Genomic DNA, 17,461 nt, shown 5'->3' with positions numbered 1-17,461 from the left:
ACACGCTGTTTCACGCTTCATCCCGGCGTCACACAGCCCGGCTATCGTGGCGGTTTTTCTGCCATTGCTACCACCCCATGACCTCCCACGATCCCTCTGCGCGCCGCCGCTTTCTGCTCTCTTCCACCGCCATCGCCGGCACCGGCCTGCTGCCCGGCATCCTGCGCGCGCAAACGGCCCCCGCCGCCATCACCCAGGATGCCGCGCGGCCGATGCTGCTGTCGGGCCTGCAAAGCGGTGATGTGCTGGCCCACAGCGCCATCGTCTGGGCGCGGGCCAGCCGCGAGGCGCGCATGCGCGTGGAATGGTCCACCACCAGCCACTTTGCCCAAAGCACGCTGGTGCGCGGGCCCGATCTGCTGCCCGATACCGATGGCACCGGCCGCGTCGATCTGCAGGGCCTGCCCGCCGGGCAGGACATCTTCTACCGCGTGCTGCTCGATGACCTGGCCAGCAGCAACACCCGCAGCCCGGCGGTGCTGGGGCACTTTCGCACCCCGCTGGCCAGCCAGGGCCCTGCCACCCGCCCTTTTCGCCTGGTGTGGAGCGGCGACACCGTGGGCCAGGGCTTTGGCATCAACGAGGACATCGGCGGCATGCGCATCTATGACGAGATGCGCAAAGCCAACCCCGATGTGTTTTTGCACAGCGGCGACACCATCTATGCCGATGGCCCCATCGCCGAGACCGTCGCGCTGCCCGATGGCAGCACCTGGAAGAACCTGGTCACGCCCCAGGTCGCCAAGGTGGCCGAGACGCTGGACGAGTACCGGGGCCGCTACCGCTACAACCTGATGGACCGCAACGTGCGCGCGCTGGGCAGCGAAGTCGCACAGATCTGGCAGTGGGACGACCATGAGGTGACCAACAACTACTCGGACAGCAAGAGCGTGGCCAACGACAAGCGCTATACCGAAAAGAATGTGCAGCTGCTCACGGCCCGGGGCCGCCGCGCCTTTATGGAATACGCGCCCATGCGCCCCTTTGGCGCGGCCGAGCAGCAGCGCGTCTACCGCCACCTGCCCCAAGGCCCGCTGGCCGATATCTTTGTGCTGGATATGCGCAGCTACCGTGGCCCCAACAGCCACAACCTGCAGGCCGCCGAAAGCGCCGAGACCGACTTCCTCGGCCGCCCCCAGCTCGACTGGCTGCTGGCGGGCCTCAAGGCCAGCACCGCCACCTGGAAGCTGATTGCCGCCGACATGCCCATCGGCCTGTTTGTGCCCGACGGCAAGGACGCCCAAGGCCGCGACCAGTGGGAGGCCATTGCCAATGGCGAGCACGGCGTGCCCAAGGGGCGCGAGCTGGAGATGGCGCGCCTGTTGACGGGCATCAAGGACGCGGGCATCCACAACGTGGTGTGGCTCACCGCCGATGTGCACTACACCGCCGCCCACCACTACAGCCCCGAGCGCGCGCAGTTCAAGGATTTCGCACCGTTCTGGGAATTTGTCTCCGGCCCCCTCAATGCCGGCGGCTTTGGCCCCAATGAGGCCGACCAGACCTTTGGCCTTGATGTCGTCTTTCACAAGGCGCCACCCAAGGCCAACTCCGCCCCCAGCGAGGGCTACCAGTTCTTTGGCCAGCTCGATATCGACCACCAAAGCCGCGCGCTGACCGTGGTGCTCAAGGACCTCAACGGCGCCGCGCTCTACACCAAGACGCTGGCGCCCCAGCAGGCCTGAGCCACGGGCCGCGCGCCATAACGGCCAGCCGCAGACGCCATGGGGCGCTGCGGCTTTTTGACATGGGCACCGCTTGCAACGCGCAGCACAGAGCACCGCCCAGCTTGGGCGCATACTGCCCCCTGGAATCCACCTTTGGAGCAAGCCCTATGCCTACCACCACCTCTCTGGTCGATGCCCTGGACCACCTGGTGCTCACCGTGCACAGCATCCCGCGCAGCATTGCCTTTTACGAGCGGGTGCTGGGCATGGAGGCCCAGGAGTTCAAGCCCGGCCGTTATGCACTGCACTTTGGCCGGCAAAAAATCAACCTGCACGAGGTCGGTAATGTCGTCGACCCGAACGTGAAGCATGCAACCCCTGGCTCTGCCGATGTCTGCTTTCTGACCCGCATGCCCTTGGCCGATGTCATCGCCCACCTGCAGCGCGAGCAGGTCGCCATCGTGCAGGGGCCGGTGCGCGCGACGGGTGCGCAGGCCACGCTGCAATCGCTGTATTTCTACGACCCCGATGAGAACCTGATCGAGGTCGCGAACGAGGTGACTGACACGGTAAAAGCAGACTAACCGCCGATAGGCGAGTGCCTACGCCCGCTTAACGGCCGCATCGCACCAGCGCTGAGCCACCGCTGGCGAGGTCATGCACACCACCTCCTGGGTGACGGTCGTCACCGCGCGCTCCAGCAGCTGGATATCGGCCTCATGCTGGCGGGCCACATGCGGATCTTCAAAGAAGATCGCGCGCTGGCAGCGGCGCTCCAGCACCAGGTCGGCAATTTGTGCGTCACCCCCCAGCGGGCCGCTGTTGAAGCGGTCCACCCAGGGCTTGTCAGCCGGCCAGCCCTTGCTCCAGGCCAGCTCGTTGAGCTTTTGGCCGGTGGTGCCGGTGCCCACGCGGCGGCGGTAGCGCGAGAGCAGCGCAAAATTGCGCTCGCAAAACTCCAGCATCGCCGGCTTCATCGCATCATGCGCAATCAGCGCCAGGGTTTGGTTGCCATAGTCGTGCAGGCGGTCGGCATGGCGGTCGGGCGCCAACCCAGCGTGGATGCGCTCCATCTCCACCCAGTCGCGTGCGCTGGCGGCTGTTGAGATAAAGGGTTTGCCATGGATCACGCACTGGCGCTTCAAGGCCAGTGCTTCAGGGAAGATCGACGAGGGGTCCACCGGATCGATCAGGTAGATCGCGCCATCGAGCACGCGGTTGTCACCGGGCATGCCCACGACCTCGGCCACCAGCTTCATCAGGCCGCCTTCGCGGCCATAGGGGTAGCGCACCATACCCTTGTGGCCTTTGAGCATTTCTGCCGCTGCAATCGCGTCATAGGTGCGGCCCACCGCATGGAACCCGATGTTCAGCTCCCGAATCCCCTGCTCGCAGGCGCGCAAAAAACTGAACAGCGCAGCATCTTCGTTCTGGTGGTGCAAACGGTTGGCGGCAAGGCCTAAAAGCATGGTCGATCCCGTGGGTGTGGCAAGCGACTGGAAATATAGCGCCAAAACCACACTGTGGGTATGACAGCCGACTGGCGCGCTGGCCCAATACGCTACTAAAACCATAGCGCTTGGTCATCGCCGCCAAGCGGCTTCATCGCATGCAATCGGCGATCAAGCCCGGCTGCCCCACCAGGTCTGCAGCCGTAACCCCAGCCACAGCACCAGCAGCATGGCCGCGCCAAACACCCAGCCGCTCAGCGCACCCGCCATGCCGCCAGACAACAAGGTGCCCACGGTGCAACCAATACCCGTCATAGCACCCCAGCCCAGCAGCACACCGCCGAGCAAACCCCGGCCCGCATCGCGCCCGGTGGGCAGGCGCGGGCGGAACTGGCGGCTGGCAAAGGCGGCGATAAACGCGCCGGCCAGCAAGCCCAGCAGCACCAGCGCATTGGGCGTGGCCCAGGTCGCCGCGGGCAAGGTGGCGCAGCCGGCAAAGCCATCGAGGCCATTGAGCCGCTCAGGCACCCAGCCTTGGCCTTGCAGCGCGCCGCGCACCTGGCTGCCGATCAAGGCCGTCACGCCCAGGGGCCGCATGCGCACAATGGCGGCGGTGGCAATCAGCCCCACCAGCAGGCCGCCCAAGGCATAGTTCCAGCGCCCTTGCCACAGGCTGCGCCACAGCGCAGTCACGCTGCGCGGCGCAGCCGTTGCGGGTACTGCAGGCAGCGGCAAACTGCGCTGGCGCTGCTGCACATGGCGCTGCCACACCCAGGCGGCCCAAGCCGCCAGCACGCCCAGCTGCAGCAGCAGCGCGCCGCCATAGCCCAGGTGCTGCGGCAGCCAGACGACGGGCGCATCGGCCACCGCCAGGCTGTAGAGCGGGTTCCAGGTCTGAAAGCCCAGCGCAAAACCCAGCGCCGTGCCCAGCAGCGCAAATGGCGATGCGGCCGATCCCTCTGCCAGCCGGTACCAGTGCGCGCTGATGCAGGAGCCCGACACCAGCATGCCCGCCCCAAAAGCCAGGCCCGCCAGCACCAGCACCCAGCTCACCGGGCCAATGTGCATATCCGGCGGCAACTGCCCCGCCTGCGGGTTGGGCACCCAGCTGCTTTGCACCACGGTCATGCCCACCACGCCCACGGCCAGCGCCAGAATGATCGCCAAAATCCCGCGCGGGTCATCGCGCTGCAGCCAATCGCGCGCATGGCAGTAAAAGCAAAAGCGCGAGCGCTGCAGCACCACGCCCAGCGCCAGGCCAATGGCCAGCGCAAACACCAGGGTGCGCCCGCCATCGCGCTGCAGCAAGGTCTGCTGCAATGGCCAAAGCGCCAGCAGCAGCACGGCGGCCGCCACCGGCTGCCAATAAGCGCTCGCAGCGCTGACAGCCCCGGCCGCACGCTGCCCGGCAGCGCTGCCCGCACCTCCCAAACCCACGCTGGAATCAGTCATGGCATTCCATCCAAAAAAATGCCCGCGCTAGGCGGGCAGTGAACACAGGACCGAGCCCATGCGGAGACATTCAATACACCAAAGAATCGGCTTACTTGGCAGCCCAGATCGTGCCGGCCGGGTTGTTGATCGGCACGCCGACGCTGTTGCCGTATTCGGTCCAGGAGCCGTCATAGTTCTTCACCTGGTAGCCCAGGATCTTGCTGAGCGCAAACCAGGTGTGGCTGCTGCGCTCGCCAATGCGGCAGTAGGTGATGATGGGCTTGCTGCCGTCGATGCCGGCATCGGCATAGAGCTTTTGCAGATCGGCCCGCGATTTGAAGGTGCCGTCCTCATTGACCGCCTTGCCCCAGGGCACATTCACCGCGCCAGGGATATGGCCGGCACGGATCGACAGCTCCGGCACGCCGGCCGGCGCAAACACCTTGCCCTGGTATTCGTCGGCCGAGCGGATATCCACCAGTTGCGTGGCGCCCTTGCCCTCCACCGCCGCCAGCGCATCGCCCAGGCGGGCCCGCAAATCGGTGTTGACCTTCCCCACGCGGTAGGTGGTGGCGGCGTAGTCCGGCGCGCGGTTGTTCAGCGCACGGTTCTCGGCCTCCCACTTCTTGCGGCCGCCGTCGAGCAGCTTCACGTTCTTGACGCCATACACATCAAACACCCAGGCGCCCCAGGCCGCAAACCAGTTGTTGGTGTCGCCGTAGAGCACCACGGTGGTGTTGTCGCTCACCCCTCCCTTGGACAGCAATTGCTCAAACGCCTCCTTGCTGACAATGTCGCGGCGCACCTTGTCATTCAGATCGTTGTGCCAGGAGAAGTTGACCGCCCCCGGAATATGCGCCCGCTCGTACAGCCCCGGGTTCACGCTGACCTCGATCACCCGCACATCGGGCCGCTGCAGGTTGGCCGCCAGCCATTCGGTGCTGACCAGCGCGCCCGCAGGCACCGCTTGCGGCGTGTTGGCAAAAGCAGGGCTTGCGCCCCAAACGGTTGCCGCGATGGTGCCGGCAATCAAAACGCGCCAAGGCGCTGCTGTGCGGATAGTCATGCTGTGTCGTCCTTCAGGTCATGGGAGAAAAGGCTGCCATCACGGCAGGGCCTGCTTGCACTGTGCATGTTGCAAGCAGCTACTCCAACTGAGGAATGCGCAGATGCATATGTGATCTGCGCGCTTGACAGGGGCCAAGCATGAAGGGCATCGGTGCAGCACCAGCCTGCACTGGGCTGGGCTGCTTCCACTTTGGGAGCTAGAACGCCTCCCTAGCGCCTTGGGCTAACCCCAGCCAAGCCGGGTTTTCTCAAGCCTGGCTGACCGAGTCCGCCCACTGCTGCGCCGTCTGCAGCCGCGCACGCGGCCCAAAGCTGCTGGTGCTGCTGAGGGTGATGTTGTGGTGCGCAATCACCTGCTGCGGCGTGACGGCGGCATTGCCGCAAGTGGTGTGCGCATCCTCCAGCAGCACCACCGGGTAGCCATGGCGCAGCGCCGCGCGCGTGGTCACATCCACGCAGTACTCCGTGTGCATGCCGCCTATCACCAGCTCCTGCACACCCAGGTTTTGCAGCATGGGCAGCAGGTCCGTTTTCCAGAACGCATCGCCGGTGGTTTTGTCCAGGGTCAGGTCGCTGCTCTCCACCTGCAGGCCCTCGGCCAATTGCCATCCTGGGGTGCCGGTTTCCAGACCAGGCTCGGCGTGGCGCACCCAGATGATGGGGGTGTTGGCCTGGCGTGCTGCGGCGGTGACCTGGTTGATGCGGGCGATCAGGGTGGGGCAATCCCAGGCGGCGTTGGGGCCGGTGCAGAGGGATTGTTGGATGTCTATTAGGAGGAGGGCGGGCATGGGGGAGGTACTGTTGCGAGGACAGGCAGGGTTTTTGGATTGTTTACTAGCGCACTCTACGACGGCTACGTCGGCTTCTCTCGGGAGCTCCAGATCTAGGTCAGCTAAAGCTGTCGATTCAACGGACCAATTCAACAATCACTGCCTCAGACGAAAATCGCGACATCAGCTCGGTATCACTTTCGCCTGGCATTGAAGGGCGCAGCGAGGGAATTCTCTGAGGCGCTTGAGGGTAGCAGAATCAACAATTTTTGAACTGGCCTATGACTTTCTGCACTTAAATGTTCCGCGCACATTTGCAAGTTAACAGGCCTGAGACTCGGGCCAGGCCACGTTAACAGTTATTGAATTTTTTCAATCGACCAATCTAAACATACTCTCCTCAAAAATATCTTCGCAGGTGGTGAGCGCCCCCTCTCTGCCGTCGCAACGCAGCCAAGAGGAAATCGTAGCCTTTAAACCGTGACTGGCACACGCACAGGCAATTGATCGTGAACCCAGTTGGAGGCAACGAGTGCGCGGATGCCATCGGCATGCACTTGAGTATTTCCGTCAACCGAGCGCAAACTTACGATTAGAGCGACGTTCATAGGCTCCGCAAGCGGTGGCTCGTTGGCGCGTAACAATGCTTCCAACTGAATTGCCCACTGATCACCAGCGACTCCCTGAGAAAACTGCTTGCGATGGAGTTTGACAGGTGACCATTTACCTCCATGCTCAATCTGCGCTGCCTCGTAGCCATCGGTGCCCTGCTCACCCTCCATCGGCACTTTTCCCTTAATCTTGCCGCTTTCCAGAACACCAAAGCTCACACTTACATTTGCACGGACATACTCAGCCCCCGAGTTTGGATCAAGTGGTGGAGAGTACACGGCTGTGATGATGACTTCCGCGCGAAGCTTGCCGTTGTGCAAAAGTGAGGCAGGGATTGGGTAGGGCGTTTTTCGCCACTTAAAGCCTGGTACCACCAATGCTTCAAACATCATGGTGAAACAGTCATCGGTGTCGTAGAGGGCTGACAGCGCATCCTTCGGTATTCCACCTCCATAGTAGCGGCGCTCGTGAGCACTGTAGTCAGGAGATGCCAATCTTGCCGCATGGATGAGCAAAGCCTTGACGATGTGGGGCGCTACATCAACATTTCTCCTGCCCTCAAGGCTCTGCCAAACGTGTCCCGCAACTGATGACACGATCGGTGCTGCAAAGCTTGTTCCAAAGTTGCCGTAAGGTGCGTTCGTCGTGGCGAGCACCTGAATGCTACTGGCGCCCGCGTTCCAAGCTGAATGAACGCCACCGCCAGCATGCACCAGATCAGGCTTAGGTGTAAACACTGGTCCTGGTCCTCGGCGAGAGTATGGAGCGGGCTCGCCCGCCGCAACCATCGCGCCTGGCGCATCCAAGTGAGCAATCGATCCGACAGTAAGGGCGCGCACAGAATCCCCTGGACTACTCAGGCGGTCTTGCAAGCTGGGACTGGCTGGCCAGCCTCTCCGGGGCAGATCAAGATAGTTGCCAGCCGCGACGACAAAAAGAACTTTGTGCTCATCACTAAGTGCATCGAGTTGTTGTGCAAAGTAGCTGAATTCATGGTCACCGATTTGGCCCGCACCCAACGACAAATTCCATACTTTCACATGGGGCGCCTTGCGAATAGCGTTAGAGAGCCGGATGACAAGGTCAGAGGAATTGCCTCCAGCAGCCTCCAAACCGCATACATCGTGAATTTGGCACGGTGTAGAGGGTAACCATGCATGGGCCCCGTTCAATGATTTTCCGCCTGCGATAAGGGATGCTACTGCCGTGCCATGAACATAGTCCGTGTCAGGGGGCAGAACGTAGGGCTCAGAGCTAGAAATCCAGGGCTGCAGGCTGGTCGCGCCAGCCGAAGCTCCAGTATCAAAAACCCCAATAACTGGCAACTGCACACCTGCAATTGGCGGCGGAATCGGACCGGGGGCAACGCCAGCAATAGTGGCAGCGGAATAGGCTCTTGGCTCAGGAAAAATTGATCGCAGCCCGGGGAAAGCGCTGAGCACTTCAAGAGCCTCATTGCTGATTGCGTCCATTTCCACGCGAAATATTGGTGGTCCCCATCTCTGAACCAGTTCATCGGCTTGAACATTGAACCGATGGAGCAAGTTCCGTAGCGCATCGACATTGCGTGCCGTGGCATCAGCAGCGTTGAAACGAAATAGGCTGAGCAATGCCCTTCCTCGCTTTCGCAACTCTGAAACAGGCACTGTAATACGCCTAGTTTGATCCCAAGCTAAGATCGTATCTATAGCTGAAAGGTTGGCCCGAATCATTTTTGTGTTCCGGCTATTGATTACACCGGCGAGAGCGTGGATGCTTGCTGCATTAGCAGCAACAAGCATCTCTTCAATGCGAGCGACACCTGCTAATTGCAGCCCCGCCTCGGCCGCGAGAGTGTTAGGCCGATGAGATTTTGCAATTGCATTATCACGTAACTTGAAGATCAAAACGCCTGGAGATGCCGGATGGATTGCAATCTCAGGCTTCAGTTTCTTTGCTGCTGTCGCCAACGCGCCGATTAAAGCAGCCCTATACTCCTTAGTTACGGGTACAAGCTCCTTGCTACCACCCCCACCGTTTTCCGGTGCGGAAAGATCTGATGGTTGAAACGGAATTCGTTGAAATGGATTGGCATTACGCGCACTAAGCGCTGTCAACTCCTTTGTCGCCATAGTCACCCTTTTCCCCTAGCGAATTTCTAACTTGGCGCAGCGATATGCCATATGCAGCAGCCAAGACTCTTTGAGAAAAGAACTTTGGATACCAGCGCCGCAGCCACTGAATCTCAGACTGCACACTGTGAAGTCGTAGCTCTTCACCCATCGCTACTGTAAGGCCTAAACGGCGAAATATCTCGACTTCCTCGACATTCATTACTCCTGAGAGGATTGCGGTGCGTTTTGCGTCTAAAGACACTTGCTGGATCGCCGCTCCGGACAAACCTTCTGATCTTTCGGCTAGCTCCTTAAAACTTTGGGCAGATACTGCATCTGAGCCTAGAAACTGTTCCCATAGACGTTGACGTAATTCGACATCGGGTAGCGGCATAGCCAAGCGAAAAGTGAACCTTCGCCATATTGCGTAGTCCAGCAATTGGTCGTGATTGGTCGCTGCCAGCAAAATAGCTTCTTCTGGCAACGCATCAATGTTCTGCAACAACGCAATCACCACTCGCTGCAACTCACCTACATCGCGCTGGTTACCACGCGCAGTGCCCAAAGCGTCAAATTCATCCAGAAAAAGCACGCAGGGCACTTCCTGGGCATAGTCGAAAACACGTCTTAAGTTACGGCTTGTTTGTCCCAGCAAACTGCTGATAAGGGTATCGCACCGGACTGTCAGCAGTGGTAGCTGCAGCTCTCCTGCAATCCAACGCGCAGTCTGGGTCTTCCCAGTGCCAGGTGGACCATGCATGATCAATCGATTGGGTTGGGAAACACCAGCGGCCAAAAGCTTGTCGCGGAAGAGGATGGCAGACAAAAAATCCTGTATTCGAGCCTGCAAACCACTAGGCAGCAGGACTTGGATATCACCGCGTACTGGTCGACTCACATCAACAGTGTTGAGTCGACTGTCTCCATCCACAGGAAGGTTGCCAGGCAGATCCTCATGGATGCCTCGTTGTGCCGCGACAAGTGCCGAGGGTACACGCGCGAGGCGTTCACGGATGGCTGCAGCCTCACGACGGCTCCCATCACGCTCCAACTTGTCTGCCAACAGGCCTGCGTAGTTCGTTGCCATGGACTGATTGGACTTCAGGGCACCGTCAAGGATTTTGAGAATTTCGGAAAGGTGTTCCACTGTGATTTCCAAAAAATGATCCAGTTTAATTCATATTTGATCCGATTAAAACCAATTATGATCCGCTTCATCATAAGAAAAATGATGATTTTTCCAATTTTGATCCGAATTCCGCACTGAGAACTCTTTATCTCTCGACGATCAACGGCTCAAGTGAAGACTGCACGTCGCGGAAGTTGATGGACCAGCTCAGATCTAAGATTTGGATTAAGCCGGCAGTCTCATTGACTCTCCCTAATGTGAAGCCCGGACACTCCATGGCCAAACCTACTAGCAACAGGTCGGCCTTGCGTTCGAAAAATCGTCGCTGTACTAACGAGCTAGCGATCCAGACAGGCAATCGACTGCGCTCAGTCACCATCATAGACAGATACTGTTTTTATATACAGCAAAGATATGAGTACGTTTGCGTGATGGCTTCATCTGCAGCACAGCAAATGTTGCATATCGTCAGGTGCAGGCTCCTACTATCGTGTCGTGATCAGACGCTCGGGAGGTCGATCTCGGTGGTCCAGTAGGGCCGCCGGATAGACCACGACCGCAATGATTGCCAAGCGTCATTAGCACTCGCAGCTATCGCACAGATGTCTAGCGGTGCTTGGCTGATCTCCATGCGTTGGGTACCGACTGCTCGCTTAGACTTCCACCGACAAATCCTCAGCGAGTCACTACAGGCATGCAGGGCAGATTAATGCTGTACACGAGCCGCATATCGAGTGCGAGCACCAAAAACTGGTGCGTGCACGACCCTCATCCTTATGCCCTTGCAGGTCAAGTCTTTCCTATCATCCACAACACTATGCTCGGAATATGGGACTACGCTGCACGCTGTTCCAGTAACCTGTCGATGCAGCTGCGCAGCGCAAGCTCTGCTGCTGTAGTTTCTAGCCACAGCGCGATGACCAACCGGACACCCACCCATGCAAAGAACCACCGACCCTTCGCTGGCCACGCCTGCCGCCTCCAGCCACGCTGCCCCTTCGCAGCTGTTCCAACCCCTCACGCTCTCCCAGCTCACCCTCCCCAACCGCATCGTCATCGCCCCGATGTGCCAGTACTCGGCGCAAGAAGGCAATGCCAATGACTGGCATTTGATGCACTACGGCAGCCTGGCCGTATCGGGCGCGGGCATGCTGGTGCTGGAGGCCACGGCGGTGTCGGCGGTGGGGCGTATTACTGATAAGGACCTGGGTATCTATTCGGATGACAACCAACAGGCGCTGGGGCGGCTGATGGGGTCGCTGCGCAAGCTCTCGGACATTCCGGTGGCCATTCAGCTGGCCCATGCGGGCCGCAAGGCGTCCAGCCATTTGCCTTGGGAAGGCGCTGCGCAGATTGCGCCCGATGCGCCCCGGGGTTGGGTGGCGCAGGCGCCTTCGGCGATTGCCCATGCGGCGGGCGAGGTGCCGCCGGCGGAGATGACGCCTGCCGAGCTGGCAGAGGTGAAGGATGCGTTTGTGGCAGCGGCCAAGGCGGCCGATGCGCTGGGCATTGATGGCATCGAGATCCACATGGCCCATGGCTACTTGCTGCACGAGTTCCTCTCTCCGCTATCGAACAGCCGCAACGATGCCTACGGCGGCAGCCTGGAGAACCGCCTGCGCTACCCGCTGGAGCTGTTTGCCGCCGTGCGCGCGGCCGTGCCTTCGGCCAAGCCGGTGTGGGTGCGTATCTCGGCATCGGATTGGGCGCCGGGCGGCTGGGATATCGATGGCTCGATCGCGCTGGCCCAGGGGCTGAAGGCGCTGGGTTGCAGCGCCATCCATGTGTCCTCCGGCGGGCTGTCGACTGCCCAGCAGATCCCCGTGCAGCCGGGCTACCAGGTGGGTTTTGCCGAGGCCATCAAACAGGCCACCGGCCTGACCACGATTGCCGTCGGCTTGGTGACCGAGCCTGCGCAGGCCGAGCACATTGTGGCCTCGGGCCAGGCCGATGCCGTCGCCATTGGCCGCGCCGCCTTGTACGACCCGCGCTGGCCCTGGCATGCGGCCGCCAGCCTGGGCGCACAGGTGGATGCACCGCGCCAGTACTGGCGCAGCCAGCCGCGTGAGTACAGCAAGCTGTTCCGTGGCGCAGCGGTAGGCGTGCGCTAAGAGCCACTCACACAACCCTTGATACGTCGTTGCCTCGCCGGCCGCGCCAACCCTTGTCGTACTTCTGTACTGCCTGCGGCTTGGCGCCTCGTCGGGGGCGCCCAGTCGGGGGCGCCCAGCCTCAACCTCAAACCTTCGGTTTGCTGGGCCGTGTAAGCGGTTCTAAACACGTTCTGTAAACACCGAGGGCGGCGGCCGCCAAAGCCGCTAAGCTATGCGGATGCCTGCCCGCCCTCCCGTGTTTGCCTCCCCGCCCCACCCCCCAGCTGCAGCCCGCCGTGCCCGCGCGGTGCTGGGCCAGCTCAGCGATATGGATTTGCGGCTGCTGCAGGTCTTCAAGAGCGTGGTGGAGTGCGGGGGCATGTCGGCCGCCGAGCTGGAGCTCAACATCGGCACGTCGACGCTGAGCCGCCATATGAAGGACCTGGAGACCCGCCTGGGCATGGTGCTTTGCCGGCGCGGGCGCGCGGGCTTTGCGCTGACGCCGGAGGGCCACCAGGTCTACGAGGCCACCTTGCAGCTGCTGGGCGGCGTCGATCTGTTCCGCAGCCGCATTGACGATATCCACGCCCGCATGGGCGGCAATCTGGAGATCGCCATCTTCGACAAGACGGTGAGCAACCCGCAGGCCCAGATCCACCGCGCGATTGCGCAGTTCCACGGCCAGGCGCCGGATGTGAACCTGCAGCTGCACGTCAGCTCGATCAACGCGATCGAGCGCGGCCTGATGGATGGGCGCTTTCATGTGGGCATCATCCCGGCGCACCGCAGCTCGGCCAGCCTGGTCTACCGCGATCTGTTTGCCGAGAACATGCAGCTGTACTGCGCCGCCGGCCATGACCTGTGGGAGCAGGCGCATGAAGACCTGGACTGGGAGCAGCTGCGCAGCTACCCGTTTGCCGGCCTGGGTTACCACTCGCCCAATATGGAGCTGAGCCACAGCGTGCGCCTGCCGCGTGCGGCCACCGGGTTTGACCAGGAGTCGATTGCCACCTTGATTTTGTCCGGGTGTTTTTTGGGCTTTCTGCCAGACCACTATGCCGCCAGTTTTGAAAACCAAGGTTTGATGCGGGCTGTGCGGCCAGAACGCTTCCAATACCGCTGCCAATTCGTGGCCATGTGGCGCTTATCGCCTGCGCCGAGCCGTGTGGCGCAAGCCTTCATCGACTGCCTCCTCAACGCCCACACAGCACTTGACTAAGTTGCTATGAAATTAACTTATCCACAGAAACCGGCTTCCCGGTGTGCATTTCTTCTCTAGAGGGAGATTGCAGGGAGTTTCTCACGCAACAACGGGAACATTGCACAAAATTATCCACAGGGTGAGAATCGGAAAACTGCCGCTTTTGCACTGCAGCAAACGCCTGGTGCCAACCGGGCCCCCGGGGTCGCACCTGCGCGACTGCCTCCCTCCGCCCGCAGGCCGGCCAATGCGGCAGGCGTGCGGTTCGGCGCTACCATCGCTACCGTAACGACCACCCTGGACTGCCCCGTGCCCAAGCCCGCGCCCCCTGCCACTCCCCAGCGCCCCAGCCCACCGGGCGCAGCCAAGCCTGCCGCCCCCAAGGCCCGGGCCACGATTGCCGATGTGGCGCTGGCGGCCCAGGTCTCCAAGGCCACGGTCTCGCGCTACCTCAATGGCCGCACCGACATCCTCACCCCCGACATGGCCAAGCGCGTGCAGGAGGCCATTGCCAGCCTGCAGTACCGGCCCAGCCCGATGGCGCAGGCGCTCAAGCATGGCCGCACGCGCCTGATCGGCCTGGCGGTGGCCGATGTGACCAACCCCTTCTCGGTGGCGGTGCTGCAGGGTGCAGAAAAGGCCTGTCAGGCCGCTGGCTACCTGCTGGTGCTGTTCAACCTGGGCAATGAGGCCGGGCGCGAGCGCGATGCCATGCATGCGCTGTCGGCCTACCAGCTCGACGGCATGATCCTCAACCGCGTGGACACCAGCGCCCAGCTCTGGCAGGACGCGCAGCTGCACGGCAAGCCCATCGTGCTGGTGGACCGCTTCCAGGAAGGGATGGACGCCGATTTTGTGACCGTGGACAACCCCGGCGTGGTCCAGATCGCGATGGACCACCTGCAGCAGCAAGGCTTTGACGAAGTGCTGCTGGTGACCGAGCCGATTGCCGATGTGAGCTCGCGCACCGCGCGCCAGCAGGCCTTTGCCCGCTACCTGCAAGGCCAGGCTGGCACGCGGCGCGGCAAATCCGGCGGCATGCAGGGCAATGTGTGGGAGAGCACACCGCACAACGCCAGCGCCTTGCAGCAGCACCTGCAGCAGTGGCAGCAGCAGGCGCTGCAAGCGGGCCGCCACCCCGCCGTGCTGGCCGGCAATGCCGTAGCCAGCCTGCGCGTGGCCACCGCCGTGCATGCACTGGGCTGGGTGCCCGGGCGGGAGCTGGGCATCATCGGCGTGGACGAGACCGACTGGGCCGCGCTGGTAGGCCCGGGCCTGAGCACCGTGGCCCAGCCCACCGATGCACTGGGCCAGGCGGCAGCCACCTGCCTCATCGAGCGCATCCAGGGCCTGCAAAGCCCCGCCCGCACCGTGGAGTTACCAGGCACCATCATTGTGCGCGGCTCGACAAAATCTCCAAACCATTGATTCACAACCACTAAAAACAGCGTTACGCACCAAACTAGGGCAAACCCTAGTAATCGTTCCGTAACCTTGCGCTAAACTGCGGCGCTACTGAAACCGGTTTCAAAAGCGCCGCATCGCCATGAACTACACGTTCCAATTCGACCAGGTCCTGGCAGCCTGGCCGCAGCTATTGCAGGGCACCTGGGTGACCATCCAGCTGTCTTTTCTCGCCATGGTCATCGGCCTGGCCGTCGCTATCGTCTGCGCCTGGGGCAAGACCTCCGGCCCGGCGCCGCTGCGCTTTGTCATCAATGCCTATATCGAGCTGATCCGCAACACGCCCTTTTTGGTGCAGTTGTTTTTCTTCTTCTTTGCGCTGCCGGCCATCGGCCTGCGCTGGTCGCCGCAAACCGCCGCGCTGGTGGCCATGGTGGTCAACCTGGGCGCCTATGCGACCGAGATCATCCGCGCCGGCATCGAGTCCATCCCCAAGGGCCAGATCGAAGCGGGCCTGGCACTGGATCTGAAGCGCTGGGAGATCTTCCGCTTTGTGATCCTCAAGCCCGCGCTCAAGACCATCTACCCGGCGCTGACCAGCCAGTTCATCCTGCTGATGCTCAGCTCGGCCGTGGTGTCTGTGATCTCGGCCGACGACCTGACCTCGGTGGCCGCCAACATCCAGTCCGAGACCTTCCGCAGCTTTGAGGTCTACATCGTCGTGGCCGCCATCTACCTGCTGCTGTCGCTGGCCTTCAACCTGCTGTTCAAGCTCATCTACCAGATGGCCTTGAACTACCCAGACCGCCGATAAGCCCCCTCGGAGAGAAATATGCGTACTTTTGGTTGGCCCGAGTTGTGGTTCATCGTGGAAGCGGCCAAGTGGACCGTGGCCCTGTCCCTGATCGCCTTTATTGGCGGCGCCCTGGTGGGCCTGGTGATTGCGCTGTCGCGCACCTCCGAGAACGGCCTGGCGCGCGGCATTGCCACCGCCTTTACCCAGATTTTTCAGGGCACGCCGCTGCTGCTGCAGCTGTTCCTGGTGTTCTTTGGCGCGCCCATTCTGGGCTTTGAGATCAACCCCTGGGTGGCAGCCGCTGCTGCGCTGATTTTGAACAGCGGCGCGTTCCTCGGCGAGATCTGGCGCGGCTGTATCCAGGCGGTACCACGCGGCCAGTGGGAAGCGGCCGAGGCCTTGTCGCTGTCCTACTTCTGGCGCATGCGCGCCGTCGTGCTGCCCCAGGCGATGAAGATTGCCGTGGCCCCCACCGTGGGCTACCTGGTGCAGATCATCAAGGGCACGTCGCTCGCGGCCATCATCGGCTTTACCGAGATCACGCGCGCCGGACAGATCATCAACAACGCCACCTTCCAGCCAATGCTGGTGTTCGGTGTCGTCGGTGCCGTTTACTTCATCCTGTGCTGGCCACTATCTTTGTGGGCCGGCCGCCTTGAGAAGCGCCAAGCCAGATGAACACCCCGCTGAGTCGCTTACGCGCCTTCCCCCCAGGGGGGACGACGCCCTTGCTGCGGGGCGGCCCTTGCTCGGCGTCCCGCCGATGGGCCCTGCCGCAACAACGCGGGTGCTTCTGACGATAGGCCTGTATTCATTCCTTTTCCCTTCTTGCTGCGTTATTAAACCCTTAGGAGACATGAGCATGCAGATTTCCCGCCGCACTTTCACCTCCGCTGCTGCCGCCCTGGCTGCCAGCGCCCTGTTGCCCCTGACCGCATCGGCCCAGTCGCTGGCCGATCTGAAGAAAAAGGGCAAGATTACGATCGGCATGCTGGTGGACTTCCCGCCCTACGGCATCCTGAACGGCAGCAACCAGCCTGACGGCTACGACGCCGATGTGGCCAAGCTGCTGGCCAAGGAATGGGGCGTGACCGCCGAGATCGTGCCCGTGACCGGCCCCAACCGCATCCCCTTCCTGCTGACCAACAAGGTCGACATGCTGATCGCCTCGCTGGCCATCACGCCCGAGCGCGCCAAGCAGGTGCTGTTCTCCAAGCCTTACTCGGCCGCATCGATCGTGCTGTTTGGCGCGACCAAGACCGCCATCAAGGGCCCGGAAAACCTCAAGGGCCTGCGCGTGGGCGTGGCACGTGCCTCCACCCAGGACGTGGCCGTCACCAAGGCTGCGCCAGAAGGCACGCAGATCCGCCGCTTTGACGACGACGCATCGGCCATGCAAGCGCTGCTGTCGGGCCAGGTCGATGCCATCGGCTGCTCGGTGACCGTGGCGGCGCAGATCGCCAAGCGCGCACCTGCTGGCCAGTTCGAGAACAAGTTCCAGCTGCTGCAGCAGAACATGGCCGTGGCCCTGCGCCCAGGCCAGGACGAAGTGGCCGAAGCCGTGAACGCCTTTATCGCCAAGAACACCGCCAATGGTGAGCTCAACAAGCTGTACCAAAAGTGGTTGGGCGCTGACCTGCCAAAACTGGACTAACCCTAGAACGGGCTCCCCCCTGAGGCGCTGCGCGCCTTCCCCCAGGGAGGCTCTGCAAGACCCTCGCCCCATGGGATGGACGCGGATCG

At 61.9% G+C, this 17,461-nt stretch carries 14 protein-coding genes; 8 read left to right on the top strand and 6 right to left on the bottom strand.

The window, feature by feature from the left end:
- Window positions 1–77 precede the first annotated feature (77 nt).
- Window positions 78–1,685: an alkaline phosphatase D family protein gene (locus DCO45_RS08225; protein ID WP_116925390.1), complete on the top strand. Its 1,608-nt coding sequence runs from the start codon at window positions 78–80 to the stop codon at window positions 1,683–1,685.
- A gap of 149 nt (window positions 1,686–1,834) precedes the next feature.
- On the top strand, window positions 1,835–2,251 hold the full coding sequence (locus tag DCO45_RS08220) for a VOC family protein (protein ID WP_116925389.1): 417 nt from the start codon (window positions 1,835–1,837) through the stop codon (window positions 2,249–2,251).
- Between the two features lie 18 nt (window positions 2,252–2,269).
- On the opposite strand, the gene DCO45_RS08215 is transcribed toward DCO45_RS08220, so the two are convergent.
- From DCO45_RS08215 to iteA, 6 genes are all read right to left on the bottom strand, one after another.
- Window positions 2,270–3,136 carry a methylglyoxal synthase gene (locus DCO45_RS08215; RefSeq protein ID WP_116925388.1) on the bottom strand — a complete coding sequence of 289 codons (867 nt, stop codon included), beginning with the start codon at window positions 3,134–3,136 and terminating at the stop codon, window positions 2,270–2,272.
- Window positions 3,137–3,289: 153 nt separating this feature from the next.
- Entirely contained in the window at window positions 3,290–4,570 is a 1,281-nt protein-coding gene (locus DCO45_RS08210) for a YeeE/YedE family protein (RefSeq protein ID WP_116925387.1), read from the bottom strand.
- Between the two features lie 91 nt (window positions 4,571–4,661).
- Window positions 4,662–5,618, bottom strand: coding sequence for a sulfurtransferase (locus tag DCO45_RS08205; protein ID WP_116925386.1), 957 nt, complete (start codon window positions 5,616–5,618; stop codon window positions 4,662–4,664).
- 250 nt (window positions 5,619–5,868) lie between these two features.
- Window positions 5,869–6,408: a cysteine hydrolase family protein gene (locus DCO45_RS08200; RefSeq protein WP_116925385.1), complete on the bottom strand. Its 540-nt coding sequence runs from the start codon at window positions 6,406–6,408 to the stop codon at window positions 5,869–5,871.
- 455 nt (window positions 6,409–6,863) lie between these two features.
- Window positions 6,864–9,113 (bottom strand): S8 family anti-phage peptidase IteS, encoded by a 2,250-nt coding sequence (gene iteS, locus DCO45_RS08195; protein WP_116925384.1) that lies wholly within the window; start codon window positions 9,111–9,113, stop codon window positions 6,864–6,866.
- The gene (gene iteA, locus DCO45_RS08190; protein ID WP_243419291.1) at window positions 9,085–10,254 is read right to left on the bottom strand and encodes an anti-phage ATPase IteA; all 1,170 of its coding nucleotides are present in this window, start codon (window positions 10,252–10,254) and stop codon (window positions 9,085–9,087) included. Before iteA ends, iteS begins: the two co-directional genes overlap by 29 nt.
- A gap of 908 nt (window positions 10,255–11,162) precedes the next feature.
- On the opposite strand from iteA, the gene DCO45_RS08180 reads away from it, so the two are divergent.
- The 6 genes from DCO45_RS08180 (at window position 11,163) to DCO45_RS08155 (ending at window position 17,372) form a co-directional block, all read left to right on the top strand.
- Complete coding sequence (locus DCO45_RS08180) at window positions 11,163–12,335, top strand: NADH:flavin oxidoreductase/NADH oxidase (RefSeq protein WP_116925382.1); 1,173 nt, start codon at window positions 11,163–11,165, stop codon at window positions 12,333–12,335.
- Between the two features lie 310 nt (window positions 12,336–12,645).
- Entirely contained in the window at window positions 12,646–13,536 is an 891-nt protein-coding gene (locus DCO45_RS08175; protein WP_313900094.1) for a LysR family transcriptional regulator, read from the top strand.
- Between the two features lie 291 nt (window positions 13,537–13,827).
- On the top strand, window positions 13,828–14,946 hold the full coding sequence (locus tag DCO45_RS08170; RefSeq protein WP_116925380.1) for a LacI family DNA-binding transcriptional regulator: 1,119 nt from the start codon (window positions 13,828–13,830) through the stop codon (window positions 14,944–14,946).
- Between the two features lie 118 nt (window positions 14,947–15,064).
- The gene (locus DCO45_RS08165) at window positions 15,065–15,736 is read left to right on the top strand and encodes an amino acid ABC transporter permease (protein ID WP_116925379.1); all 672 of its coding nucleotides are present in this window, start codon (window positions 15,065–15,067) and stop codon (window positions 15,734–15,736) included.
- Between the two features lie 18 nt (window positions 15,737–15,754).
- The gene (locus tag DCO45_RS08160; RefSeq protein ID WP_116925378.1) at window positions 15,755–16,396 is read left to right on the top strand and encodes an amino acid ABC transporter permease; all 642 of its coding nucleotides are present in this window, start codon (window positions 15,755–15,757) and stop codon (window positions 16,394–16,396) included.
- Window positions 16,397–16,574: 178 nt separating this feature from the next.
- Window positions 16,575–17,372: a transporter substrate-binding domain-containing protein gene (locus DCO45_RS08155; protein WP_116925377.1), complete on the top strand. Its 798-nt coding sequence runs from the start codon at window positions 16,575–16,577 to the stop codon at window positions 17,370–17,372.
- Window positions 17,373–17,461 lie beyond the last annotated feature (89 nt).

Origin of the sequence: Comamonas sp. JNW (assembly GCF_003105075.1) — a bacterium.
Taxonomy (GTDB): Bacteria; Pseudomonadota; Gammaproteobacteria; order Burkholderiales; family Burkholderiaceae_C; genus Comamonas; species Comamonas squillarum.
The sequence above is the reverse complement of the archived record's forward strand: the minus strand, read 5'-3'. Positions and strand labels throughout refer to the sequence as shown.

Excerpts from the sequence above, each read along its gene's own strand:
- DCO45_RS08225 (WP_116925390.1), top strand. The coding sequence starts at position 78 with ATGACCTCCCACGATCCCTCTGCGCGCCGCCGCTTTCTGCTCTCTTCC.
- DCO45_RS08220 (WP_116925389.1), top strand. The coding sequence starts at position 1,835 with ATGCCTACCACCACCTCTCTGGTCGATGCCCTGGACCACCTGGTGCTC.
- DCO45_RS08215 (WP_116925388.1), bottom strand. The coding sequence starts at position 3,136 with ATGCTTTTAGGCCTTGCCGCCAACCGTTTGCACCACCAGAACGAAGAT.
- DCO45_RS08210 (WP_116925387.1), bottom strand. The coding sequence starts at position 4,570 with ATGACTGATTCCAGCGTGGGTTTGGGAGGTGCGGGCAGCGCTGCCGGG.
- DCO45_RS08205 (WP_116925386.1), bottom strand. The coding sequence starts at position 5,618 with ATGACTATCCGCACAGCAGCGCCTTGGCGCGTTTTGATTGCCGGCACC.
- DCO45_RS08200 (WP_116925385.1), bottom strand. The coding sequence starts at position 6,408 with ATGCCCGCCCTCCTCCTAATAGACATCCAACAATCCCTCTGCACCGGC.
- iteS (WP_116925384.1), bottom strand. The coding sequence starts at position 9,113 with ATGGCGACAAAGGAGTTGACAGCGCTTAGTGCGCGTAATGCCAATCCA.
- DCO45_RS08180 (WP_116925382.1), top strand. The coding sequence starts at position 11,163 with ATGCAAAGAACCACCGACCCTTCGCTGGCCACGCCTGCCGCCTCCAGC.
- DCO45_RS08175 (WP_313900094.1), top strand. The coding sequence starts at position 12,646 with ATGGATTTGCGGCTGCTGCAGGTCTTCAAGAGCGTGGTGGAGTGCGGG.
- DCO45_RS08165 (WP_116925379.1), top strand. The coding sequence starts at position 15,065 with ATGAACTACACGTTCCAATTCGACCAGGTCCTGGCAGCCTGGCCGCAG.
- DCO45_RS08160 (WP_116925378.1), top strand. The coding sequence starts at position 15,755 with ATGCGTACTTTTGGTTGGCCCGAGTTGTGGTTCATCGTGGAAGCGGCC.
- DCO45_RS08155 (WP_116925377.1), top strand. The coding sequence starts at position 16,575 with ATGAGCATGCAGATTTCCCGCCGCACTTTCACCTCCGCTGCTGCCGCC.